The sequence below is a fragment of the Scardovia wiggsiae F0424 genome (assembly GCF_000269605.1).
GTDB classification, from domain to species: Bacteria; Actinomycetota; Actinomycetes; order Actinomycetales; family Bifidobacteriaceae; genus Scardovia; species Scardovia wiggsiae.
In genome coordinates this window covers 116,514-139,398 of sequence record NZ_AKCI01000001.1, presented here as the reverse complement: position 1 = coordinate 139,398, position 22,885 = coordinate 116,514, and the positions used below count along the sequence as shown (strand labels likewise).

Genomic DNA, 22,885 nt, shown 5'->3' with positions numbered 1-22,885 from the left:
GGCGGCATGCAGTCCGCCTTCTATAAGTATTGCATACCTTGCCGAAAATCCATAACACACCCCGCCATCAGCAGATAGACAAATCGTGAGTATCAAGTAAAATGATTTCTTGTGTTTCCGCACATGCCGCTTTAGCTCAGTTGGTAGAGCGTCTCACTCGTAATGAGAAGGTCACCAGTCCGATTCTGGTAAGCGGCTCCCCTTCACATTTTTATGGCCTGCTGCCTGGCGGCAGGACCATGTATCCTATCGGCCGGTGAAGGAAAGCTGTCCAACGCGCGAGTGGCGGAATTGGTAGACGCGCAGGATTTAGGTTCCTGTGTCTTTGACGTGAGGGTTCAAGTCCCTTCTCGCGCACGCAGTTCAAGGGATACAAGCCAGTTTAAAGGTTTAGTCTTCATTACCATGATCCGTTAATCCTTTCTCGCAGTGATCTGTAATTTCTCTTTTTAACTGATCAAGAGCACTGATGGAATCCTGAAAGCTGTTCTCTATGCCGACAAAAGCATGCTTGACTTCCACCAACGCCTCGTTTGCGCATATGCTTGATGTTCCCTCTGATAAAACACCTATTTCTGTCACAAAATTTTGTTATATGCCTTTTTGTATTTCTATGTATTTCTAACCATTACTTCCCCTTCCCTGGATTAGAAACAAACTCCAATTCTTCATAGGCACTATCACGATGGATGACATATTCATAATTAGAAATCTTCCCCTCAAAACGCTCGCCTCTCCTGTGAACCAGACGATTACCATCAAAAACATCCCGCCTATACACCACATGAGCCGGCTGACGGCACCATGAAACGAATCTCAGTTCTTTCCTGTTCTGTTTCCATCCTTCAGTGACATTGCGCTCAAAATCCCTACCATACGCCATCTTGACGCCCTTAAAGGTAACAGCCTCATAGGGATACATAGAATTGAACACCCCAATAGCCATCTTGATTCCAGGTATGCGGTCAGCTGGAACAGGGTCATTAGGCCATAGGGAAGGCTCCAACACGCGGACAAACCTCTCAGGGGCATTACCGAACGGAGGGTGCCCTAAAGAAGTCCCCTCAAATTGCCTGACCATATCCAATGAAATATCAATGCGACGCTGAGCCTCACGACGATGTACATCAGCCACGCGAAACCACACCGTTCCTATTACGAGTGCAAGGATCAGTACACACACCACGCCACAGGCAGCCCATCGAACCTGACGGGCATATATACGCCACGGATGGTCTAAATCCTCAACCATTACTTCCCCTTCCTGCCTCACTAAATTTTTCCGCATCCAGCCTTATGCAAGCTCCGCAAAATGCGCGGCCATAGCACGGATAGCTGCCCCGCGGTGGGAAATAGCGTCCTTCTGCTCCGGAGACATCTGAGCGCTGGTCAGGGGCTGCCCGTTATTCTGCTCCCGCTGCTGATCTGTAACACAGCCCTGGTCATCAGGGACGAATAGAGGGTCGTACCCAAAACCATTGCTGCCCCGGGGAGAGAGTGCAATGCGGCCCGGCATCTCACCTGTTTCTACATATTCAGTATACTCCGCAGCACCGCTTCCCTTCCCCCCGTTATTACCTGCACCGTCATCGTGCGGCACTACCAGCGCACAGGCGCAGCGGAAACGGGCGGAACGCCTGGTGCCGGGGATATCCGCAAGCTGAGCAAGAAGCAAGGCATTATTGGCAGAATCATCGCCATGGGCCCCTGACCAGCGCGCGGAGAGGATGCCGGGTGCATTGCCCATAACATCTACGATCAGGCCGGAATCATCAGCCATTGCAGGAAGCCCTGTGCGCTGTGCAGCGTCGCGCGCTTTGAGAAGGGCGTTCTCCTGGAACGTTATCCCCGTTTCACGCGGATCAGGAAGCCCGGCATCTTCAGACGTTATGAACTCAAATCGTGCTGCCGCACTTCCCATTTCATCGGCTAGGATGTGTTCGATCTCACGTATTTTTCCGCGATTATGCGTTGCAACCACAATACGCTGGACCATAAGTCACCTGCCTTCTGCCAAGGACGCAGGCCGGCTTGTTTTGCCTGTATATTCCAGGGTTTCCCCCAGGGGCATTTCCAGAGCCTTGCGCTGAAGCTGCTGAAGCTCGCTGTTGCCCTTCTGCGCCAGATCCAGCAAAGTGCCGAGCTCGTCCCTACTGAAGGGGCGGTGCTCAGCTGTCCCCTGTATTTCAATAAACTGGCCGTTTCCAGTCATCGCTATATTCATATCAGTCATCGCCTGTGAATCTTCCGTATACGGCAGGTCAAGCATAGGCGTGCCGTTGATGATCCCCACTGAAACTGCCGATACCTGGTCTTTAAGCACTGCTTTTACCGATTTGATCTTCTTCTTTCCTTTTGCCCACTCCAGGGCATCGGCAAGGGCTATATAAGCACCGGTCACCGATGCCGTCCGGGTGCCGCCGTCCGCCTGGAGCACATCGCAGTCGATCTGTATCTGGTTTTCCCCAAGCTTGCTCAGGTCTGTAACTCCTCGCAGGACACGGCCAATAAGCCGGCTGATCTCGTGGGTACGGCCCCCGACTTTGCCTTTTACCGATTCACGGTCAGTACGGTCCTGGGTGGCGCGGGGGATCATCGCATATTCTGCGGTAACCCATCCTAATCCGCTGTCACGCCGCCAGCGCGGTACCCCCTGAGTGAAAGTTGCAGTGCACAGTACCCGGGTATTCCCGCATTCGATCAGTACTGAGCCTTCCGGAGACTGTGTCCATCCGCGGATGACCTTTACCGGCCTCAGCTCATCAACTGCCCGGCCATCTGCGCGCACTGCATTCAGCGCATCGCTGTCAGGAAGCAAATCCTTGATCTGCGTCATACTAACTCCTTCGCCATAGTATCCGGATTCTCAAGATTCTATACTTAAGACTAGTCTTAAGGTATAAGGTACAGGCATGCGGTGTTTCAGTACCCGTACCGGAAAAGGAAGGCAGGAAGCCTTATGCCTTACCGGACCGTCAAGGATTGGAGTGTTATATGGTCAGTTCTGATATTTCACCGGCAATGATGACCGATATGTACGAATACACTATGCTCGATGCAGCGCTTAAAGACGGTACTGCTGCGCGCCAAAGCGTATTCGAGGTATTCACCAGGCACCTCCCTTCGGGGCGCCGCTACGGCGTGACGGCAGGGCTGGGGCGTATCCTTGCTTATCTCAAAAATTTCCGGCTCAATGACAGCGAGCTGGCATACCTTCACGATAACCATATCGTTTCCCCGGAAACTGTCGATTATCTCAGCAGTTTTACATTCACGGGGACTATCCGCGCCTACCGTGAGGGAGAAATGTTTTTTGCTAACTCCCCTATCCTCCAGGTGGAAGGATCTTTCGGTGAATGCGTGCTTCTGGAAACGCTGGTTTTAAGTATCCTCAATTATGACTGTTCCGTGGCATCGGCAGCTTCACGCATCACATCGGCTGCGGGCGGGCGGCCCTGTGCAGACATGGGCGGACGGCGCATCAGCGAGTATGCTGCAATCGCTGCCTCCCGGGCGGCGGTCGTAGGCGGGTTTGCCTCGACTGCGAACCTTGCTGCAGCCAAACTGTACGGCATACCCTGCATCGGTACCGCAGCGCATGCTTTCACACTTGTGCATGACACCGAACGCGACGCTTTCACATCGCAGATCAGCGCTTTAGGGGCAAAAACCACGCTGCTCACGGACACATATAATATTGACGACGCCATAAAAACAGCGGTAGAAGTGGCCGGCTCCGGGCTCGGCGGGATCCGTATTGATTCAGGGGACCTGGCTTCCCTGGCCCAGCGGGCACGCCATCAGCTGGATGCTTTGGGGGCAACGGATACAAAAATCACGGTAACCAATGACCTTGACGAATACGCTATTGCTGCCCTTGCTGCCGCGCCTATTGATTCATACGGCGTCGGCACTCGCCTTGTTACAGGGTCCGGGCATGTGACGAACAATATGGTTTACAAGCTGGTTGAACGCGAAGGCGCTGACGGCTCCATGCATCCCGTTGCCAAAAAGTCTTTCGGCAAGGCCACTGACGGCTGGCGCAAACGCGCAGTCCGTTCCTACCAGTACGGGCTTGCCCAGGGGGAAGTAGTCCTGGCAGGTGATCAGGTATCCCTGGAGAGCTGCGAACTTCCTGCTGAATACGGCGATACCCGCGATCTGCAGATAACAGCTGTGGACCATGGTTCAATCGACGAAAGCCTTACTACGCGCGAGGCGATGTTCGCAGCACGCGAATACCACTCGGCAGCACTCAGGGAACTTCCCGTAAGCGCCCTGTCACTCAGCGACGGCGAACCTGCTATTCCGACACAGGTCATCACTGTCAGCCGCGGCTGAGGGCAGCGGAGACAGCTATCAGCCAAAGAGCCCGCCGGCAGCAATGAAGGCAGAAAGCAGGGACAGGGAAACTTAAAACCCTGAACTCCCTGAGCCGCGCATCTGGCTGTAGACTTTTTTGCATTCAGGGCAGACAGGGTACTGCTCCGGATTACGCTTAGGTATCCACACTTTGCCGCACAGCGCTATAACCGGCCGGCCTGTGATACGTGCCTGCTCCAGGCGTTCTTTAGACACATAATGCGCATAGCGGTCATTGTCGCCGTCATCGCTACGTCTGTTTTTTTCATCAGTCTCTTCACGCTCCAGGACAGCGGTCCCTGCTGACTGGTCCGGCATCTCCTGCGGCTGCAGCCCGGGTGCACTCTCCGTATCCTCATTGCGGATATCCCTGTCCCATATACTATTGCTGTTATGCATCCCATCCATGCTGTCAAGCCCCCTGCTGTAAAAACTGTATGTCTGCTCTGACTAGATTATATAATCTATCCTGTTATTGCGCCATCATTATGCATTAATTGTGCTTTCAAAAAAATCATGCGGTAAACTTGGACTATGACTATTGCAGTATGCCCGGGGTCTTTTGATCCCGTCACATCCGGCCATCTGGACGTTATTGAACGGTGCGCACAGTTCTTTGATGAGATCCATGTTGTCGTAGCCGTAAATTCAGCCAAAAAACCTTTGTTCACTGAGGCTGAGCGTGTGCAGCTGATACAGGATGCCCTTTATGCTGATGGATGCACCAATGCTGTAGTTTCCAGCACCAGCGGGCTGATCACCGAATACTGCATTAAAGTCAATGCAAGCGTTATCGTAAAAGGCCTGCGCCAGAACGGTGATTATGAGGCAGAGCTCGGTATGGCCCTGGTCAACCGCAAGCTTGCCGGCGTTGAGACACTTTTTCTGCCGGCAGACCCGATCAAGGAACATATCTCAAGCTCTATAGTCAAGGATGTTGCCCGCCATGGCGGCGATATCTCGGGGATGGTGCCCGATAACGTAGTTGCCCCCCTGTTGAGGGTCCTGCGGGACGATATGCAGCAGAACCCCTGATACCGCCCGGCCTGTGAACGGCAGATATTCAAATAGCCCCCCCCACATGGTGGGGATAGGGCGCCGCGGCAGATACCATTGCAGGTTGCATGCGGATATCATGCGAAGGAAGTAAAATACAGTAAAGGATAACTCACAGGGAAGGCCATTATGGACGATACTGATTCACAGGATGCAGAGTTCAGCGCGGAGGATGAAGCCTCTGATGAAACTCAGGCAACGCTTCCTGAACAAAATATTATAAATGACAACGATACCGGTGAGGACAGCGATGCCGGGCAGGACGAAGGCCCCGCTGATGCTGCGCTGAAGGCGCTGCACGATTATATACCTGAAACTTATAAGGATAACAGCGCCGAGACGGACGATGATGACAACCGCATAGGTGACGAGCAGTTCACCACCGCATATGACATTATTGAGCATATGGAACAGCTTATTGAAGAAGCCAAGACAGGGGTGTTCAACGCCGATGTGGCTAAAATCAATAAAAATGAGTTCCTTGATCTGCTCCACGACCTGAAAAAAGACCTCCCCGTACAGCTTGAGCGCGCCTCTGCACTGATGCGCGAAGCTGAACGCCGCCTGGAGAATGCGCAGACACAGTCAAGCTCCATAGTCTCTGATGCGCACAGCCAGGCCGCCGGGATCATACGAGAAGCCAACGAACAGGCGCAGTTCCTTGCAGGCCAGGAAAACGTAGTGTCTATTGCCACGCAGAAAGCCCGCGGGATACTTGACAATGCCCAGGATAAGGCCAACCAGCTCACAGCCGGAGCAAACAGGTACGCACAGAAATCCATGCATGATCTGGATGAGCAGATCACCGAGATCCATAACAGTATCCAGTCCGGCCTGGAAGTGCTGCATGAACGGCAAAAACAGGCCGAACAGGAGATCCCGCGGCTGTCCGCAGATGATTACCCCGACCGCCAGTAACATAACTATATACAGGATATTGAAATATGCAAGGTATTGAGGTACTGTACCGCGTACATCACACTTAAAAGATATCAAAAGGAATTAAGAGGATATATGGTCCGCGAAAAACGTACCCCCTGGTCTGTATCTATTTCCAGCCTTTCGCAGCGTGCCGGGCAGACCCTGGATATTGATGAAACTATGCCGGCGCCGGACGGTATCGGGGATGCTGTTATCGGTATCCCCAAAGGGTCGCCGGTATATCTGAGCGGGACAGCCGAAAGCCTTCCCGACGGTCTGCTGTTCACCGGTACTGTTGGATCCGTGCTGAGCGGGGAATGCACACGATGCCTGAAGCCTGTAAGCATAAAACTTGCCCCTGCTTTTACTGCTTTCTTCACATATGAAGGGCAGCCGCAGAAGCTCCCGCATGGCGAGGAGGAAATCGAGGCCGACGAGGGCAGCGGGGATCAGCAGGACGTTTACTCCCTTGACCCGCAGTCAACAATGCTCAGCTGCGAGGCGCTTATCCGGGATAATCTCGCTGAAGCGCTCCCGCCACAACTGTTATGCTCACCGGACTGTAAGGGGTTATGCCCCCAATGCGGGATCGATCTTAATAAAAACTCTGAGCACCGCCATGAGACCACCGACCTGAGGTGGGCAGAGCTGGAAAACTTCAGGAAAAGCCTCGGTGAATCCTGACCAGTCCTGACATGACGGTAGCCCCCGCAGCAGCCCGGCAAGCCCCGGCCGCCCGGCGAGTCTTGATCCAGAACACAATTTCGAGGGGTCGCACTAAACTCACATACGCTTAAGTAAATTTGTTCGAACGAAAAGGAATTACCCATGGCACTGCCAAAGTACAGGACTTCACGCGCGAATACACACACCCGCCGTTCCACATGGAAAGCCAAGGCTACCACTACTATTGCATGCCCGAACTGCGGCGCTCCGACGCTCGCCCATGTTGCGTGCCCGAACTGCGGATCATATCGCGGCCGCACATACAGCGGTGCAGTGAAGTCAACTCTCGCCAACAAGTAACGAGACGTTTTATTATTACAGGGTACTGCCGCCGACGGGCGGCAGTACTTTTTTAATTTCCCCTTTAATTCCCCCCCCCCCCCGTCAGGTACTGCTGTTATCCAGTAATTTACTGCTGCCTCGCCCATCACCAGGTATCCGTCCGCCGGCACTGCACACTCGCTGGTGGTAAAACACGCAGATACAAAATTACTTTCAGCGGTTTTCCACATTTTTGATTTTGTATCTGCGTGTTTTACCACCAGCCAATAACGGGATAACGGGAAGGATGAGGAAAAGCGGATGGAACCAGGCTGACAAAAGTAGCTGGCGGCAATAAAACGGCGTAACACCCGGAGCGGGTCAGGAATGCCCGATATAATCAACGGCTGTTTCGCCATACTTGCGCGACATGGTAATTTCCCAGCCGGCGGGGGCGCTCACTGCCTCTGACCTCGCAGAACGTTCCACAACGATCACGGCACCATCTGTAACTACAGGGCCCGTAACTATATCTTTAAGGAGGATATTGCATTCCTCAGTATCCATGGCATATGGGGGATCCATGAAAACGAGCGAGTACGGGGAACCAGATACGGGTTTATCGGATGGGGCTGCCGAAACAAATTTTTCTGCCCTGGCTTTAACAACCTTCACCTTAACGGACGGGTCCCAGCCGGGCAGCCGGCACAGACCCCCTGCAGTGCTTTTTATGCATGATGCAACCCTGGAACTGGCTTCCACAGCAACAAGCGAACGCGCACCCCTGGAAAGCGCCTCAAAACCCAATGCGCCCGTACCGGCAAACAGATCAAGGACATCAGCACCTGCTATGGCGCCTACAGACTTCAGCCGCGAAAAGATAGCTTCTTTAGTGCGGTCAGTTGTCGGGCGTGTAGTTTTCCCGTCCTTCGGAACCTTGATCTCGGCTCCCTTAAACCTGCCAGCAATAATGCGCATGCCTTCATTATCCCCTTTGCCATTAACAACATAACAGATATGTACAGCGGGACCAGTGATAATCAAACACAGTATCCGCTGCAGCCGGTTAAGCAGGATCCCGGGATACGCCGAGGACGGCCATAAGGAGAGTGAGAGGGCAAAGGATGGCCAAGGGGGGCACATCCAGGGGGAAGGGTTCAGGATATAAAGCTCAGGATGATGTAATAAAGCCCTCGACCCCACGGGTAAAATCAAGTACAGCGCCGGCCAGCTGTATATGGGAAGGAAGGGCCAGCTCCGGATCATCACGCAGCAGCCCGCCGGCAGCTTCGCGGGCGCGGGATATCATCTCTGCATCCTTTACCACGCGCAGAAGTTTAAAGGAACTGCGGCCTCCGGACTGGGCATCGCCGAGCACATCGCCAGCGCCGCGCAGTTCAAGGTCAGCCTGTGCGATCTCAGCGCCATCTGAGGAACTGCGGATCACTGCCAGCCTTTCGGCTGCGAGGGACTGCGGATCTGCACGGGTTATGAAAAAGGCCCAGCCGGGCGTCCCTCCTCTTCCCACGCGCCCGCGAAGCTGATGAAGCTGCGACAGGCCGAACCTGTCAGCATCAAAAATAATAATACAGCTTGCCTCCGGTACATCCACCCCCACTTCAATCACTGTGGTAGCAATAAGCAGCGGGGTCTCGCCGGATACAAACGACCTCATGACCGCATCCTTCTGCCCGTCATCATCCCGGCCTGTCAGCGTTGCAGCCGCTATACCCGAAAATTGCGGGAGCGATGACAGCCTTTCGGATATCTCTTCTACGGAATGCAGCTGACGGATCCCGTTTTCAGATTCACTGTCCGGCATGCCGTTGCTGTTATACCCTTGCCGCAGGAACAGGCCGTCCGTTTCGACAGCAGTACCTTCAGCACTGCTGTCGATCCTGGGGCAGATAACGTACACCCGCTCCCCGGCATCAATACGCCTGCGGGCATGCACAAACATCTGCCCCATAGTACGCGCATCATTTTCCTGTACAATAACCGATGTGACCGGCTTACGTCCGCCAGGCAGTTCAGTAAGCCATGAGATGTCAAGGTTCCCGAACCATGTCATTGCTGCAGAACGGGGGATCGGCGTAGCGGTCATTACCAGGAGATGCGGCATGATTTCAGAATCACGCCTCAACTGTTCCCTCTGCCCTACACCGAAACGGTGCTGTTCATCAATCACCTCAAGGGCAAGGTTCGGCGCCTGGAAGGTTGATGAAAACGCAGCATGCGTAGCGACGGTTATACAGGGCACGCCGCTTGCCGGCACAGACAGGGCGCGCCTGCGTTCAGCCAGGCGCATGCCTCCGGTAAGCAGTACAACAGGGATATTGATCCCGGCACTGCCGAGCATTGCATTAATATTCTGATAATGCTGCTGGGCCAGCACCTGTGTCGGGGCAACCAGCACAGCCTGATATCCGGACTGTACCGCCTGGAGCATTGCGGCAATCGCCACAACAGTTTTGCCCGATCCAACCTCCCCTTGGAGAAGGCGGCTCATCGGATAACTCCGTGCCATATCCGCCCGGATCCGGGCGATCACATCCTTCTGCCCTTGGGTAAGGGCGAAGGGCAGCGCTTTAATAAACTGGGCCGCCAGCCCTTCCTGAGCACCTTCTTCGGCCCTGTTGCCGTCCGTATCCCGGCCGCCGGTCTCTTCCCCGCTGCCGCACACATACGACCTGCTTTCACGCATTTTCTCCCGCTGCTGCAGCAGTGCCGTCTGCGAGATGAAAGCTTCTTCAAACCGCATAGAATGTATCCCCTGCCAAAATTCATCAACAGCCTGCGGCATATGGATAGCAAGCAGCGCCTGGGCACGGTGCATTATCTTCTGCGATGCAGCAGTTTCTTCAGGGAGGATATCAGGGACAGCCCCGCTGAGCTGGCTGTACGGTATGCCGGCAGTATCAGCCTCGTAACCGGCCTCTTCCCTTATATCCCCGGAACCGGGACTGCTGCCGCCCTCCCCGGGGCCGGAGTCCCCGGATGGAGGCGGGACTGCTCCTGCCCCGCTATTTTGGGCAAGCATCTTTATTATGCCGACAACAGATTCATGTATATGCTGAGATGATATACGGGAGCTCGCATGATACACAGGCTGCGGCCTCGACAGCAGTTCCAGCCCTTCCTCAGGCGTATCAATGTCCTTCCCTATAACCAGCACATCAGGATGGGTAAACTGGAGGGTATTCCCATACAGGCCCGGTTCCCCTGATGCCACGACGGCGGCCCCCTGCCTGAACCGCCCTAAAAGCCAGTCAACATAATGCTTTTTATGTGAAAAGAAAATAAAGCTTGCGGTACCGGGATATCCTCCCGCCGAAGTGTCTGCGGAAGCTGAATCTTCAACCTGTACTTCCACGCGATACCCCCTGCGGGCATTCATAGGGACAGACCTCACCCTTTTTACAGCAGCTGCAAAAGCAGCCTTCTGCCCAATCTTCACATCATGCAGGCTGCAGTGCGGTACAGGGTCCGTGATCCGGAAAGGGTAGTAAGTAAGCAGATCTTCAACACTGAAGACCCCAAGGCTTTTGAATGCGCTCACACGCCGCTTATTAGGCATAACGGAAGATAATGATGACTGGAGCGATACAGCCATTATTGCCTCCCTGTCACAGCGATGAAGCGTTGCGGTACACATGGGATCCCGCGGTATCAGGATCCAGCTCCACAATAACAAAACCCCGCAATATGCGGGGTAAAGCTTTAATAACCTGTGTGCCGCACACTAAGCAACACGGCGCTGGACCTTGCCGGCCTTGAGGCAGGAAGTGCACACGCGCAGACGGACATTCTCGCCATCTACAGTTGTGTGAACAGCCTGAAGGTTTGGAAGGAAACGGCGCTTATTACGGATATGTGAGTGGGATACGGAATAGCCGACCTGTGGACCTTTGCCGCATATATCACAACGAGCTGCCATAATAACTCCTCAAATTGTTTCACGTCTTCCTGCGCCCGCATAGCAACGCTGTCTGAGCGCACAAAAGCCTGCAGGCACGCAACTTGTTCATACTAGCCTAATGCCCATACATGCGCAAACTTCTGCCGTGTTTCTATGCTACCTGTAGAAATATCCCTGCACATCTGCCGTCTTTTCAACCTTGTCCGGTTCGATCACAACACCGTCTTCAGCATCCCGGGATGCAGACTTATATGTCCTGATCTTCCCCGTTACCATGACCCACTGGTGTTCTCTGACACTGTCCCCTGCCTTTTTGACAGTGCTGTTGCCTTTTACTGTAAAGCCAAAAGCTGTCATATCCTGCACGCAGCATGTCATCAGCATACGGGAAACAGTGAAATCTTTACCGGTGTTCATGGCAGTATGCTCAACGAAACCGGCAACAGTGACAGAATACCCGCTGTACGCATCCGGATGGGCGCCTATTTCTTCAAACCATGGGCCAAAATGCGCAGCATCAATAGTGATCGCTTTTTTAGCCCTGTCCAGCCCGGGCAACTTCCCGGACTCAGACTGTCCGCTGCTGAAGGAGCTTTCATACGCCGGAGGCGACCCCAATGAGGTTGCCAGGGTGGAGGCAAAAGCGGTGTACGGTACTGCAAGCAAAGTAACGGGAAGGAGGAGCACAAGGAGCCTGAGCCAGCGTGTCCATATATGGAGCCCAATATGGATCCCGCTTTCCGCGGCATGGCTGCTTCCATTATTATTTCCCCCGCAGCACCCGCTGTTACCGTTACGCCCCTTATTTTCAGCTCTCCCATCCCCCCTGCAGATACCGGGATGGGCCTGGCGGCGTACCCCGGCAATGCGCAGAACCCCTGCAGCTCCCCACGCCAGCAGTGCCAGCGCCGCTATCCACAGGACAGGAACCAGCCGTGGCGTAACGAATCTCGCATATCTTCCGCTTACAAGAAGATAGATAAAAGCCGCAGAACTGCATAAAGAGGCCAGAGCCTGGATCACATCAAAGGCATCAGCATGCGCAGGCATTTGCCTGGGACCCTGCGCATATTCCTGTGAAGATGCCTGCGCGGCAGAAGGGGCGCAACGGACGGAGTCCGTATCATATCCCGTCATATCATCACCACCACCAACCGCACAGCCATAGCTGCAAAACAGGTCCCTGCTACGGACAGCACAAGGCGCATAATAAATCTCCGATTGAAGCGGGACTGGAGCATAAGCACATTTTTAATATCCATCATAGGACCGAAAACAAGGAATCCCAAGACCGAATCGAACGGGATGTATGTGGAGAAGCTCCGTCCGATAACAGCATCTGATGATGAACAGACAGACATCACGAAACCTGCCAGCATCATTACTGCAAGGAGCACAAGGCCGGCCGGAAGCGTCCCGCTGCCATGCGGCCATGATTTGAGCACTGCAGTCAGCGCCGAAGCCCCCAGGGCGCTGGCGATCAATGTCCCGATAAGGAGATAGCCGCCAACAGAGAAAAACTCATCCCTGGCATCTTCCAGATAAATAGTGAGCACCTGGGTGCAAGTAGCTTTTTCAGACACTTTTTTATGGTGATGGCCGGTGCTGGGACCCTGGATATTATCTGCCTCAGCAGAGTTTACGCTATCATGGCTATCCGGTTTTTTGAAGATATCATATTTTACCGGGAACAGAACAAAAAGCATCCCTACAATAACGCTGACGAGTATGCCGTATCCTGAGCGCTGAAGGACAGCAGCCCATGACCCATTAAAAGAGTAGTATGTTGACCACACTACGATAGGGTTCGCCACCGGGGCGCACAGCAGGAATGTGACAGCTGCAGGAAGCGGCACCCGTTTTCTGACCAGGCTTGCGAAAAGGGGGATAACGGCACAGTCACAAACAGGCAGAAGCAGTCCGCACAGAACTGCAGCACACATACCTGATGCCAGGCGCAGCACATACCGTACAGAGCGCCGGGAATTATCTGCATGGGCTCCGAATACCCTCTCAAAAAATGAGACCGGGATAAAAATCCGCACTGCCGACGACAGCAGGACCCCCACGATCAGGAAAGCTATGCCCTGCAGCATGATGCCGATAAAAGAATTAAACACGGCCACCGCTGTACTGCCTGTAACGGGTGACGATGAAACCTGGGTAATTGTAAAAACCAGCACCGCCAGCACAAGAAGGAACAGCAGGTAAACAGTTGACTGCCTCAGCGGCCGTGAGGGCCTCAGAGGGTTATGCGATGTGCCTGCCATACCATGCCTCCCATAGTGTCCCGCACAATTCTATATCGGGCTCCCCTATTTTATCCATATCAGGATCGTGTGCTTTACACACTATAGCTCAGGATCAACCGCATAGCCATCAGCATACGACATTTTACGGTTTCCCCCTCTTAGCAAATCAGACAAAGTCTGATCAAAAGTAATGGTACGCTCGATTTTCCAGCTTTTCTTATTGATAACGGTAATGTGCGCCCGCCCGTTCCGTTCCCCAAACCCCACGAACAAAATATAAAAATACTTTTTAGTTATACGAAAGGAGTAGGCAATGTTTCCCTCATCGGTAGTCTCACGTGTCAGGGGAAGGTTTTCCGGGCTAAACCTTTTTTTAACAGCACCGGTATTCACATCGATGCTGAAAAGGCTTCCTGTCTGCCGCGCAGCGAACACGAAAGTATCGTTATCCACAAGTGAATATCTGTCCTGGAAAATACCGGCGTTAGACAGATTAAGCTGGCGCCGTCTTTATACATAATAGGAATAAGCTGTTTCTCATCAGAAATAATATTCCATTTAAAAAGGAACAGTTTTTTCGGTTGTCTCTGATACACGTTCTGAAAGAATGGAAAAAAGCTGAGAAGTACGGCACACTGCATTCCCGTAACTAATAACATTAAAGCTCCTGCCGCCGCTATCATAAACCGAGATATTCCCTGAATCTTTTGATAAATCTTTTAATGTCACATAATCTCTGGCTTCAATATCCGGATGGACCTTGTCAGAGTTATTCTCTTCTGCAGTAATACCTACAAGTTTCGGTCCGCAAAATGCAGCTGCACTGAGGATACGCGATGTAATGGTATAAGGTTTCTGAGAGGAAAACATTGGTATGATCTTCAACTGATTCGATACCTTATCAGTAAAGCCCAAGTCAAAAGCCGCTACTGCGCCTCCTTCACGGTCCTCAACAAGAAAATTCTGATACGGTACCTTTCCATCAGCTTTCCTCTTGCTCATCCACCCGCCATCCGATTTCTTTCCAATAAAATAATCGCTGTCACGATCAGAAAAATACAGCCCTTTCTTTGTCCATAAGAGTTCCTGAGCTGCCATGCCTGAGGTCCTTATAACTGTATAATTGCCATTCTCCTTTATCAGCGCAACATAGCCCTCCTTAACATTTTCGATCCCCTGGCCAAAAGCCTGAGGATTAACAGATATTGCCGCCACAACTCCCTCTAACGTGATATTGCTGAAACCCTTTACAGGAAGGGCGGGAGTACAGGCAGTGGCAGAAAGGACAGCAGATATCATTATCCCGGTCACGAAATATTTGAATACGATAGAAACTGAGGAGCCGATCTTCATACTATCACGACCATCCTTCCTTGCTGACATTATATACTTTTTTCTAAGAGGGCAATAATCTGCTCACAGCGTGTCCTGCACCATTATCCCATGCAGTCAATTGCAGATACTTGGCAAACATTCAGGCCGCTTTTACCCGCAGGCTGCCGCACTATGGCACAATACCGGTATGGATCTGTTTGAGCATACCCGTGCAGCAATAGCGGCGAACCTTCCTCTGCCATGGGAGACGATCACCCGATGGCTCAGGGCGAATATGTCAAAAATCATCTATCTTGCCGTCACTTTTATTGTCGCATTTTTTATCATTAAAATTGCGGCAAGGCTTGCAACTAAGGCTTTTGATAAAACGAACCTGCCAAGCGCATCGCTGTTCATCAATTTCCTGCGCATATTATTATGGTTCCTTGCCGTGCTCGTTGTGCTCAAACCGGTTTTCGGCATTACGCCAAGTACGCTCCTCACAGCCCTGGGAGTTGGAGGGCTTGCACTTTCTTTCGGTATGAAAGATACGATCTCCAACCTTATCGGCGGCTTTACACTGATGGTCAGCCACGTTATTTCGCCGGGGGACAACATAAAAGTCAGCAATGCGTCAGGGCGCGTCAGGGATATCACATGGCGCCATACGATCATCAAAGAGCGCGGCGGCAACGAGATGTGGATACCGAACTCAGTCCTCAACTCAACACAGCTGGAAAAGCTTCCTGCAAACAACGCAGCGTGCACAACTGTCCCGTTCGTCCTGCGCAATGGTACTGATATATCTATGGCAACCAAGCGAATCCTTGAGCTTGTAGGGCGCGCGACAGCAAATATAAGCCTTAAAAAGACGAACCCTTCGGTGCGCTTTACAGGGTTTACTCCAGACGGCATCACAGGTGAAATCGTGCTTTATGCAGCGCGCGGAGTGGGTTTTGCGCAGATCACCGACACTGCGTGCCGCGCAATTGCAGGCGAAGATTACATTATGGACAGCGGGGATGCTGAGGGGGCCGTCCCCGTCCCTGCTGAAGACAGCCAGGAAACTATCGCCCTCCGGCCTGTCACATCAGAAAAAGCTGCGAAAAATGCAGCTGATGCGCATCCAGGTACGGGAATCATCAGGAAAGAAGACGGGCATGTTGCAGTAGACAATTCCGAAGATGCCCGGAATGACCCGTATGTCAACAGGATATTGAAAAAACTTGTTTCTGCAGCGGAGTCACGCAGCAGGAAGCGCCCTGCGAACCCCTATCCTGCCTCAGGGTCAGCAAGCACAGAAAGCGGGCGGGCGCCTGACATGCCGGGAGCACCTGTTGCTGATACTAATCCCCAGGTTATGCAGCAGATAGAAGTCAACGCTAACCCGGAGAAAGTAGGGATCATCCCCAACGACGCCCACGTACAGGTGCGCAGGCAGCGCAGGGGTGCTGGGGGGAAACGCTCAAGCAGGAAGATATCGTCATCATCAGGGCGGCCGCTGCGGAAGTCCTTAGAGGCAAAAAGCAGTTCCGGCCCCCGGGAGGCAGGGGAACAGGAGGGCAGCACTGCAGAGCCTGACAAAGAAAACCGCACCGACCGGCACGAAAACTAATGTATGCCGGAGTCCCTCCCGGGCTTATATGTTATGCCCGTTATGCATTATGCCGATTTACTGACAGGCCGCTGAAGGACCCCTTCAATAAGGGAACCGATAAGTTCACGGCTGCTGATACCGGTAGCTTCCCAGGCCTTGGCATACATGGAGATCGACGTAAACCCGGGCAGGGTGTTGATCTCATTGACCATGACTGTGCCGTCAGGCGTAACGAACGTATCAACACGGCTCAGCCCTTCCCCGTCAACTGCCGTGAAAGCCTTCGCTGCAACCTGCCTTACCTTATCAAGGATATCCTGGGGCAGATGGGCAGGAATCTCAACATGGGAAGCCTGGGCATCCATATATTTGCTGTCAAAATCGTAGAATGTATCCTCTTCAGGTTTGTCAAGGACTATTTCCCCCGGGAATGCCGTCTGCGGGGCCTGCCCTCTGCGCGGGGAAAATACCGCACATTCAATTTCACGGGCATCCATCCCCTGCTCTACAAGCACCCGCCAGTCATGCTGCGAAGCTTCATAGACCGCCTCAACAAGTTTCCGTGTACGGGCCTGGCTGTCATCATCATAATCGATTTTCGTAACTCCAAAGCTCGACCCTGAACGCGACGGCTTTACGAACAGAGGGTATTCCAGCCCCGCCTCCTCAACCTGCATAAGCAGGTCGAACCCGTTCTGCTCAAAACGGGAACCGGCATCATAGCTGCGGGTATCAAGAGTGATCCCTGGGGCAACCGGGATACCGGCCTGTTCAAGTATGACTTTCGTATAATGCTTATCCATGCATGCGGCAGACGCAAGCACACCGCAACCTACAAACGGCACACCCATCATTGACAGCAGCCCCTGGACGGTCCCATCCTCCCCGTACGTACCGTGCAGCACCGGGAATACAGCATCAATATGGCCCAGGGATCCAAGCCTGCCGGTTTCCGCATCCTTGGCGAAAAAACCGTCCCCCTGCAGGGATACGTCAAGGACAACTCTGCGGGAACCGTGGACCTCTTCCACAGCCGGAAGCTGTCCTGCCCCCAGTTTCCACTGCCGGGGGTCATCCCCGCCGGTTATCCAGATACCTTCGCGGGTGATCCCAATGGGGACAGCCTCATATTTTTCAGGATCCATCTGCTGCAGAACATACCCGGCTGAAATACACGAGATCGGATGCTCTTCTGCACGCCCGCCATAAAGGACAGCTATTCGTTTACGCCCGGAGGATGGAGGTAAAAACGGAAGCTCCGAGAAAGGCCCGCCCTCGGATGGATCCCGGGACGGGAGCCTTTGCGGCTGGCCTGGCTGGACCGGGCCCGGCTGGCTGGACTGAGATAACGGCATTTTTCCCTCGATTCCTGTAGTTATTCCCGTAGTTTTACTGATTCCTGTATATCCCTGAGGTCATTCATCGACCATATCATCGCCGAAAAGGTCTGCAAGCATTTCTTCGCAGGAGATGCCCTCATTGAGCACGCGGAACATCGCGGAAGCAAGCGGCGTATCGACCCCATATTTTTCGCCGAGAGCCACAACAGCTGCGGTCGTAGGGACGCCCTCAGCCACGCCATTGCTAACTTTCGTTGCTTCGTCCACGCTCATGCCCCTGCCAAGGTTGGCGCCAAAAGTATAGTTCCTGCTTAATGGGGATCCGCATGTTGCAACAAGGTCGCCAACCCCGGCAAGCCCTGCAAAGGTCTGCGCCTGCGCGCCGGCAGCTACCCCGAGCTGTGTAAGCTCAGCCAGGCCGCGCGTCTCGATCATCGCTGCCGTATTCTCACCGAAACCCGCTCCGCGCGACATCCCTACCGCAAGGGCAACAACATTCTTCAGCGATCCGCACATCTCGACACCGATAACATCTGTTGACGCAAATACCTTGAAATAACCAGTTGTCGCGATCCCCGCAACTTTGACCGCTGTACTGTGGCTTTCACTGGCAGCCACTGCAGCAGCAGGCTGCCTCTGGGCGACTTCCTTGCTGAGGTTCGGCCCGGACAGGCACGCAAAACGGTCTGCAGGAAGGCCCAGGGTCTCGCGCACAACCTGATCCATACGTTTATCCGTTGAGCGCTCAATACCTTTCATCAGGGAAACGACAACAGCGTGCGGGGGGATCAGGCCTTTGAACCCATCCAATGCCTGCCGTGCGAACTGCGCTGCAATCGCAACAATAATGATTTCAGCATCCTTCACTGCTTCTTCGCGGCCAAGGGTAGCATGCATAGCGTCAGGAAGACGGTTTACTACAGGCAGCCTGACAGGGTTCTGATGCAATGTATTGATCGCATTAACTATGTCAGGCTCGATAGCCCACATAGTCACGTCGTTGCCTGCATCTGCAAGGACCTGCCCGAAAGCTGTACCCCAGGCGCCTGCACCTAAAACTGTTACTGATGCCATACCGTCATACCACCTCATTCTGTATAATTCCCGCGCATGGGGCCCACAGTAAGGCTTCCACGCTGCGTCTTATATCTTGTAGCAATTTTAGTACGCTGCATACATAACGCCTGAAAAACATCCACTGCTACACCATAACCACAAAGTTGATGCTGTGCGGGAAGCGCTACTACCGCAGAGGGTCCCCATCATCAGGCAGCGCCTCAAGGGATACATCTATCCCCAGCTCAGGCCTGGGCACGCGCGACATCGTCCGATAATCCCACATGCCTTCTTCAGGCGGGCGCTCCCCCCTGATCTCGGCCATAATATTTTCCATCCGCTGGCGCACGCGGTTGACCAGTTCCATGATCAGCCCTTTGGGAGGCTGAGCGCCCCAAGAATCTGCATCTTTAAGGAGGTCCCCGTATGGGAGGCTGCAGTCGAAGCACATAACAACATTTTTACGCGGCCACGGCCAGAAATGGTTGATGCTGGCTGCACCCCATGTAACCGCGCAGTATAAAGGTATTTCATATCCAAGCCTGCGCGAAGCCTCCAGAGCGATATACCCCAGGCCGGGTTTGAGGCTCATCGGCCATCTGTATGGGTCGCGGGTCACTGTCCCCTCGGGCCACACGGTCAGCGGGCGCCCACTTGAAAGTATGCTGATGGATTCCTCTTCGATCGCACGGGCTTCGCCTTTGTGACGTTCTACAGGCTGCATCCCTACAAGCCTGAACCAGCTGCCCAGGACAGGCCATCTGGACAGTTCCGCTTTTGCCATATACCGCGGCCTGCGCCCCTGGTGGAACAGCGACATCATCGGGATAAAAACATCGAATTGCGTTACATGGGTCGCCGCAGTGATGAACACACCATTTTCAGGGACATGGTCCAAACCCCATGCTTTGAGCTTGGTGCGCCCGCGGACCACCCATGCTGTGCCGGCAAGCAGGCGTGCAGTTGCGCGGGGGTTCTGCCCATTGACTTCAACGGTATTGACGGTACGCCGCCCCGTCGGCAGAGGATGCGTAGGATCTACAAGCCTGTGGGTACGCGCCAGCCGTCCTACCTGCTCATCGCTTAACGGGCTGACATTGCTTCCGGGCGAAACTTTTCCTGGAGAAACCATACTCTTATTGTGCGCTGCGGGCAGGAATTTGCCAGCCGGGCGGTTATCCCCTAGTCGATCCCTGCGCCAAGGGCAGCCAGTTTCCCGCGGAAATCTGCATATCCGCGGTCTATCAGCGATATGCCATGTACCGAGGATTCGCCCTGCGCAGCGAGGGCTGCAATAAGGTGGGAGAATCCGCCGCGCAGATCCGGGACATCAATATCCTGGCCTGCCAACGGCGTTGGCCCGAATATCACGGCAGAGTGCTCAAAATTGTGCTGTTTGAATCGGCACGGAAGCGATCCCAGGCATTCTTTATACAGCTGGATCGTCGCGCCCATATCAACAAGAGGCTTGGTAAACCCGAAGCGGTTTTCATAAACAGTTTCATGCACGATGCTCAGGCCCTTCGCCTGCGTCAGCGCCACTACAAGCGGCTGCTGCCAGTCAGTCATAAAGCCTGGATGGACATCTGTCTCAAGGGCTACGGCATGCAGGTCCCCGCCGGGATGCCAGAAATGGATGCCTTCATCCGTAACATCAAACTCGCCGCCCACTTTGCGGTATATGTTGAGGAAAGTCATCATTTCAGGCTGGGTAGCGCCTTTAACGAACACGTCCCCGCGTGTCGCCAGCGCGGCAGAAGCCCATGAGGCAACTTCAATACGGTCCGTCAGAGCAGTATGGGTATACCCCTTGAGCTCCCTGACACCTTCAATACGGATGGTCCTGTCAACATCAACTGAAATAACCGCGCCCATTTTCTGAAGGATAGCGATAAGGTCCATGATCTCGGGCTCAACAGCTGCACCGGAAAGCTCTGTTTTGCCTTCTGCAAGGACTGCTGCAAGGATAGTCTGTTCGGTAGCACCGACCGAAGGGTATGGGAGATGTATTTTCGCCCCTTGCAGGCCATGCGGTGCTGTGATGTGGATGCCGTCTTCGTGCTCTTTGTCAACATCCGCACCGAGCTTGCGCAGGGTCTCAAGATGGAAATCAATAGGGCGGTCGCCAATACGGCAGCCTCCCAATGAGGGGATGAATGCTTCACCGAGCCTGTGCAGGAGCGGCCCGGAAAAAAGGATGGGGATCCGCGAGGCGCCGGATAATGTTTCCACATCCGACACCGCAGGCATTTCTACATGGTGGGCATCAATAGCTACTTCACCGGTGTCCCCATTGACATCTACGCTGACACCGTGCAGCCGCAGGAGGTCTGAAACCACCTGGACGTCACGGATCTCCGGGACATTTTTCAGGACTGACCTTCCGGGTGCCAGTAATGCTGCGACCATCGCTTTGCTGACGAGGTTTTTGGCTCCGCGCACTTTGATCGTGCCGTTCAGCGGCCGTCCGCCGACAACATGCAGGACATCTTTCTCGGGTTCTACAGCGCTCACTGTCACTCCTTACGGTAATTCACACATTATCTGTTTCAACATCTGCCGGAATGGGGGTATTCCTGGATCCACATTTATGCGTCTGCAGGCGAAATGGGAACAGCAGCTGTCCACACTATTTTTATTGTGCCATATACGCTGTGCACACTTCGTGAAACTGGAATAAATCGGGCAACATTTCTGTCCGCATTTTGTCCGCATTATGAGACAAGATTAAGGGAGACAGCTGATACACTATATCTGACGAGGTACCTATGAGTGCTGATGAACCTCACAAGGCTGCTGGGCGTGCTGAGATTGATGATGATGTAGCTTTACTGCGGCCCGTCGGAAAACCGATGCGCAATTTACGCCCAAATACAACAGGCTGGACTATCCCTTCAACTTTTGTACCCGTTTATGAGATCCATTTTGGCAATGACGATGAGGAAAAAGGGCTGTCCGGCACAGAGGCACCCTCTCCGGAAACCCCCGCAGAAAGTATCCCGTCAGAAACTGCTGAAAACCGGCAGGGAGGGGAAGCCCCCGGAAGGCGTTCCGGATCCTCTGCGTCTGACAGGAATGACGGAAGATCGCTTGGCGCCCGCATTATATCGGACCTGCACAGCAGCATAGGGGAAACTGCCGCAGCGGATAATGGAGGCCTGGCCGGTGAAGATGAAGATGAGGGCGGCAATATCCCACAAAAAGCCCGTGCAGGGGCTAATCTCCGGCGTTCCCGGGCAGCACTGTCAATCTTCCAGGATCCGCAGCAGGTAGGGCACAGCGAAAAATCACTGTCATCTGCGGGCACACTGCAGAATACCGATACTGTAGCGATTGCCAAAGCCCTGCACTCAAATGTAGGGGTCATTGACAAGGCGGCAATAGTGCTGGCAGCACTGGAAACGGGGCCGGCAACACTCGTAGAGCTCACTAACCGCAGCGGGCTTTCGCGCCCCACAGCGCACCGCATAGCCACTGCACTTGAAGTGCACCATTTCGTTGACCGCAATAATGACGGGCGGTTCGTCCTGGGTGCCCGCTTTGCCCAGCTTGCCGTTGCCGCCGGCAATGACCGCCTTATTGCTGCAGGGATACCTATCCTCCAGTCCCTGCATGACAGGACGGGGGAATCCGCACAGATCTACCGCAGGCATGAAGGGCAGCGTATCTGCATCGCATCCGTCGAACGGACGACAGGGCTGCGCGACAGCGTCCCGGTAGGGACACGCCTGTCCCTCGCAGCAGGCGCTGCGTCACATGTGCTGCTTGCCTGGGAGCCTTCCGAAAACCTGCGCGGATTCCTGTCCCGGGCCAGATTCGGCAATAAGGCGCTTGCAGATGTACGCCGCAGGGACTGGGCCGAGTCTGTTGACGAACGGGAGACGGGTGTATCATCAGTTGCCGCCCCGATCCGCAATGCGTCAGGACAGATCGTAGCGGCAATCAACCTTTCCGGGCCTTCAGAGCGTATGGGCGAGCATCCCGGGCATCTGTATGCCCCTGTCGTATTAAGCGCAGCAAAGCATCTCAGCGACGACATCTCCCACGCCGGCCTGTGACCCCCCCCCTCAGCTCAGGCCCT

23 protein-coding genes and 2 tRNA genes are annotated in these 22,885 nt (G+C 53.9%); 9 read left to right on the top strand and 16 right to left on the bottom strand.

Annotated features, from left to right (window positions below):
• Positions 1–125: 125 nt before the first annotated feature.
• Positions 126–198: transfer RNA gene (locus HMPREF9156_RS0100700), tRNA-Thr, on the top strand.
• A gap of 78 nt (positions 199–276) precedes the next feature.
• A tRNA-Leu gene (locus HMPREF9156_RS0100695) sits at positions 277–357 on the top strand.
• 33 nt (positions 358–390) lie between these two features.
• Here HMPREF9156_RS0100695 and HMPREF9156_RS07145 read toward each other — a convergent pair.
• Genes HMPREF9156_RS07145 through rph form a run of 4 tightly spaced genes read right to left on the bottom strand, consistent with a single transcriptional unit; the run spans position 391 to position 2,836 of the window.
• Positions 391–582: a hypothetical protein gene (locus HMPREF9156_RS07145; RefSeq protein WP_155998884.1), complete on the bottom strand. Its 192-nt coding sequence runs from the start codon at positions 580–582 to the stop codon at positions 391–393.
• A 46-nt stretch (positions 583–628) separates the two neighbouring features.
• Positions 629–1,252 (bottom strand): hypothetical protein, encoded by a 624-nt coding sequence (locus HMPREF9156_RS0100690; RefSeq protein WP_007148021.1) that lies wholly within the window; start codon positions 1,250–1,252, stop codon positions 629–631.
• 42 nt (positions 1,253–1,294) lie between these two features.
• On the bottom strand, positions 1,295–1,996 hold the full coding sequence (locus HMPREF9156_RS0100685; protein WP_007148020.1) for a non-canonical purine NTP pyrophosphatase: 702 nt from the start codon (positions 1,994–1,996) through the stop codon (positions 1,295–1,297).
• A 3-nt stretch (positions 1,997–1,999) separates the two neighbouring features.
• A complete protein-coding gene (rph, locus tag HMPREF9156_RS0100680) occupies positions 2,000–2,836 on the bottom strand; it encodes a ribonuclease PH (RefSeq protein WP_007148019.1) in 837 nt (278 codons plus the stop codon).
• A 158-nt stretch (positions 2,837–2,994) separates the two neighbouring features.
• On the opposite strand from rph, the gene HMPREF9156_RS0100675 reads away from it, so the two are divergent.
• On the top strand, positions 2,995–4,341 hold the full coding sequence (locus HMPREF9156_RS0100675) for a nicotinate phosphoribosyltransferase (RefSeq protein ID WP_007148018.1): 1,347 nt from the start codon (positions 2,995–2,997) through the stop codon (positions 4,339–4,341).
• Positions 4,342–4,413: 72 nt separating this feature from the next.
• On the opposite strand, the gene HMPREF9156_RS06790 is transcribed toward HMPREF9156_RS0100675, so the two are convergent.
• On the bottom strand, positions 4,414–4,680 hold the full coding sequence (locus tag HMPREF9156_RS06790) for a DUF3039 domain-containing protein (protein ID WP_193378046.1): 267 nt from the start codon (positions 4,678–4,680) through the stop codon (positions 4,414–4,416).
• 216 nt (positions 4,681–4,896) lie between these two features.
• On the opposite strand from HMPREF9156_RS06790, the gene coaD reads away from it, so the two are divergent.
• From coaD to rpmF, 4 genes are all read left to right on the top strand, one after another.
• Positions 4,897–5,397, top strand: a complete 501-nt coding sequence (gene coaD / locus HMPREF9156_RS0100665; protein WP_007148016.1) for a pantetheine-phosphate adenylyltransferase — start codon at positions 4,897–4,899, stop codon at positions 5,395–5,397.
• A gap of 150 nt (positions 5,398–5,547) precedes the next feature.
• The gene (locus HMPREF9156_RS0100660; protein WP_007148015.1) at positions 5,548–6,336 is read left to right on the top strand and encodes a hypothetical protein; all 789 of its coding nucleotides are present in this window, start codon (positions 5,548–5,550) and stop codon (positions 6,334–6,336) included.
• 96 nt (positions 6,337–6,432) lie between these two features.
• On the top strand, positions 6,433–7,023 hold the full coding sequence (locus HMPREF9156_RS0100655) for a YceD family protein (RefSeq protein WP_007148014.1): 591 nt from the start codon (positions 6,433–6,435) through the stop codon (positions 7,021–7,023).
• A gap of 144 nt (positions 7,024–7,167) precedes the next feature.
• Positions 7,168–7,365: a 50S ribosomal protein L32 gene (gene rpmF / locus HMPREF9156_RS0100650; RefSeq protein ID WP_007148013.1), complete on the top strand. Its 198-nt coding sequence runs from the start codon at positions 7,168–7,170 to the stop codon at positions 7,363–7,365.
• Between the two features lie 342 nt (positions 7,366–7,707).
• Here rpmF and rsmD read toward each other — a convergent pair whose 3' ends face one another.
• The 7 genes from rsmD to HMPREF9156_RS0100610 form a co-directional block, all read right to left on the bottom strand.
• The gene (gene rsmD / locus HMPREF9156_RS0100645; RefSeq protein ID WP_007148306.1) at positions 7,708–8,304 is read right to left on the bottom strand and encodes a 16S rRNA (guanine(966)-N(2))-methyltransferase RsmD; all 597 of its coding nucleotides are present in this window, start codon (positions 8,302–8,304) and stop codon (positions 7,708–7,710) included.
• Positions 8,305–8,497: 193 nt separating this feature from the next.
• Positions 8,498–10,939 (bottom strand): ATP-dependent DNA helicase RecG, encoded by a 2,442-nt coding sequence (locus HMPREF9156_RS0100640; protein WP_007148305.1) that lies wholly within the window; start codon positions 10,937–10,939, stop codon positions 8,498–8,500.
• A 129-nt stretch (positions 10,940–11,068) separates the two neighbouring features.
• On the bottom strand, positions 11,069–11,263 hold the full coding sequence (gene rpmB / locus HMPREF9156_RS0100630) for a 50S ribosomal protein L28 (RefSeq protein ID WP_007148304.1): 195 nt from the start codon (positions 11,261–11,263) through the stop codon (positions 11,069–11,071).
• A gap of 138 nt (positions 11,264–11,401) precedes the next feature.
• Positions 11,402–12,382, bottom strand: coding sequence for a TIGR03943 family putative permease subunit (locus HMPREF9156_RS0100625; protein ID WP_007148303.1), 981 nt, complete (start codon positions 12,380–12,382; stop codon positions 11,402–11,404).
• Positions 12,379–13,515, bottom strand: coding sequence for a permease (locus HMPREF9156_RS0100620; protein WP_007148302.1), 1,137 nt, complete (start codon positions 13,513–13,515; stop codon positions 12,379–12,381). The genes HMPREF9156_RS0100625 and HMPREF9156_RS0100620 overlap by 4 nt, the downstream gene beginning before the upstream one ends.
• A gap of 81 nt (positions 13,516–13,596) precedes the next feature.
• Positions 13,597–13,950 (bottom strand): hypothetical protein, encoded by a 354-nt coding sequence (locus tag HMPREF9156_RS0100615; protein ID WP_007148301.1) that lies wholly within the window; start codon positions 13,948–13,950, stop codon positions 13,597–13,599.
• Positions 13,951–14,055: 105 nt separating this feature from the next.
• Entirely contained in the window at positions 14,056–14,595 is a 540-nt protein-coding gene (locus HMPREF9156_RS0100610; protein ID WP_231198117.1) for a hypothetical protein, read from the bottom strand.
• Positions 14,596–15,019: 424 nt separating this feature from the next.
• Between HMPREF9156_RS0100610 and HMPREF9156_RS0100605 the strand changes: the two genes are divergently transcribed.
• Entirely contained in the window at positions 15,020–16,426 is a 1,407-nt protein-coding gene (locus HMPREF9156_RS0100605) for a mechanosensitive ion channel family protein (protein WP_007148299.1), read from the top strand.
• 47 nt (positions 16,427–16,473) lie between these two features.
• On the opposite strand, the gene HMPREF9156_RS0100600 is transcribed toward HMPREF9156_RS0100605, so the two are convergent.
• From HMPREF9156_RS0100600 to murA, 4 genes are all read right to left on the bottom strand, one after another.
• Entirely contained in the window at positions 16,474–17,763 is a 1,290-nt protein-coding gene (locus tag HMPREF9156_RS0100600; protein ID WP_007148298.1) for a D-alanine--D-alanine ligase family protein, read from the bottom strand.
• A 60-nt stretch (positions 17,764–17,823) separates the two neighbouring features.
• Entirely contained in the window at positions 17,824–18,822 is a 999-nt protein-coding gene (locus HMPREF9156_RS0100595; protein ID WP_007148297.1) for an NAD(P)H-dependent glycerol-3-phosphate dehydrogenase, read from the bottom strand.
• Between the two features lie 169 nt (positions 18,823–18,991).
• Positions 18,992–19,936 carry a lysophospholipid acyltransferase family protein gene (locus HMPREF9156_RS0100585; RefSeq protein ID WP_007148296.1) on the bottom strand — a complete coding sequence of 315 codons (945 nt, stop codon included), beginning with the start codon at positions 19,934–19,936 and terminating at the stop codon, positions 18,992–18,994.
• Between the two features lie 50 nt (positions 19,937–19,986).
• Entirely contained in the window at positions 19,987–21,318 is a 1,332-nt protein-coding gene (gene murA / locus HMPREF9156_RS0100580) for a UDP-N-acetylglucosamine 1-carboxyvinyltransferase (protein ID WP_007148295.1), read from the bottom strand.
• Positions 21,319–22,046: 728 nt separating this feature from the next.
• Between murA and HMPREF9156_RS07255 the strand changes: the two genes are divergently transcribed.
• Positions 22,047–22,862 carry an IclR family transcriptional regulator gene (locus tag HMPREF9156_RS07255; protein WP_029246289.1) on the top strand — a complete coding sequence of 272 codons (816 nt, stop codon included), beginning with the start codon at positions 22,047–22,049 and terminating at the stop codon, positions 22,860–22,862.
• Positions 22,863–22,885 lie beyond the last annotated feature (23 nt).

What these genes read in the sequence shown, in the direction of transcription:
- HMPREF9156_RS0100690 (WP_007148021.1), bottom strand. Translation starts at nt 1,252, where the DNA reads ATGGTTGAGGATTTAGACCATCCGTGGCGTATATATGCCCGTCAGGTT.
- HMPREF9156_RS0100685 (WP_007148020.1), bottom strand. Translation starts at nt 1,996, where the DNA reads ATGGTCCAGCGTATTGTGGTTGCAACGCATAATCGCGGAAAAATACGT.
- rph (WP_007148019.1), bottom strand. Translation starts at nt 2,836, where the DNA reads ATGACGCAGATCAAGGATTTGCTTCCTGACAGCGATGCGCTGAATGCA.
- HMPREF9156_RS0100675 (WP_007148018.1), top strand. Translation starts at nt 2,995, where the DNA reads ATGGTCAGTTCTGATATTTCACCGGCAATGATGACCGATATGTACGAA.
- HMPREF9156_RS06790 (WP_193378046.1), bottom strand. Translation starts at nt 4,680, where the DNA reads ATGCCGGACCAGTCAGCAGGGACCGCTGTCCTGGAGCGTGAAGAGACT.
- coaD (WP_007148016.1), top strand. Translation starts at nt 4,897, where the DNA reads ATGACTATTGCAGTATGCCCGGGGTCTTTTGATCCCGTCACATCCGGC.
- HMPREF9156_RS0100660 (WP_007148015.1), top strand. Translation starts at nt 5,548, where the DNA reads ATGGACGATACTGATTCACAGGATGCAGAGTTCAGCGCGGAGGATGAA.
- HMPREF9156_RS0100655 (WP_007148014.1), top strand. Translation starts at nt 6,433, where the DNA reads ATGGTCCGCGAAAAACGTACCCCCTGGTCTGTATCTATTTCCAGCCTT.
- rpmF (WP_007148013.1), top strand. Translation starts at nt 7,168, where the DNA reads ATGGCACTGCCAAAGTACAGGACTTCACGCGCGAATACACACACCCGC.
- rsmD (WP_007148306.1), bottom strand. Translation starts at nt 8,304, where the DNA reads ATGCGCATTATTGCTGGCAGGTTTAAGGGAGCCGAGATCAAGGTTCCG.
- HMPREF9156_RS0100640 (WP_007148305.1), bottom strand. Translation starts at nt 10,939, where the DNA reads ATGGCTGTATCGCTCCAGTCATCATTATCTTCCGTTATGCCTAATAAG.
- rpmB (WP_007148304.1), bottom strand. Translation starts at nt 11,263, where the DNA reads ATGGCAGCTCGTTGTGATATATGCGGCAAAGGTCCACAGGTCGGCTAT.
- HMPREF9156_RS0100625 (WP_007148303.1), bottom strand. Translation starts at nt 12,382, where the DNA reads ATGACGGGATATGATACGGACTCCGTCCGTTGCGCCCCTTCTGCCGCG.
- HMPREF9156_RS0100620 (WP_007148302.1), bottom strand. Translation starts at nt 13,515, where the DNA reads ATGGCAGGCACATCGCATAACCCTCTGAGGCCCTCACGGCCGCTGAGG.
- HMPREF9156_RS0100610 (WP_231198117.1), bottom strand. Translation starts at nt 14,595, where the DNA reads ATGGCAGCTCAGGAACTCTTATGGACAAAGAAAGGGCTGTATTTTTCT.
- HMPREF9156_RS0100605 (WP_007148299.1), top strand. Translation starts at nt 15,020, where the DNA reads ATGGATCTGTTTGAGCATACCCGTGCAGCAATAGCGGCGAACCTTCCT.
- HMPREF9156_RS0100600 (WP_007148298.1), bottom strand. Translation starts at nt 17,763, where the DNA reads ATGCCGTTATCTCAGTCCAGCCAGCCGGGCCCGGTCCAGCCAGGCCAG.
- HMPREF9156_RS0100595 (WP_007148297.1), bottom strand. Translation starts at nt 18,822, where the DNA reads ATGGCATCAGTAACAGTTTTAGGTGCAGGCGCCTGGGGTACAGCTTTC.
- HMPREF9156_RS0100585 (WP_007148296.1), bottom strand. Translation starts at nt 19,936, where the DNA reads ATGGTTTCTCCAGGAAAAGTTTCGCCCGGAAGCAATGTCAGCCCGTTA.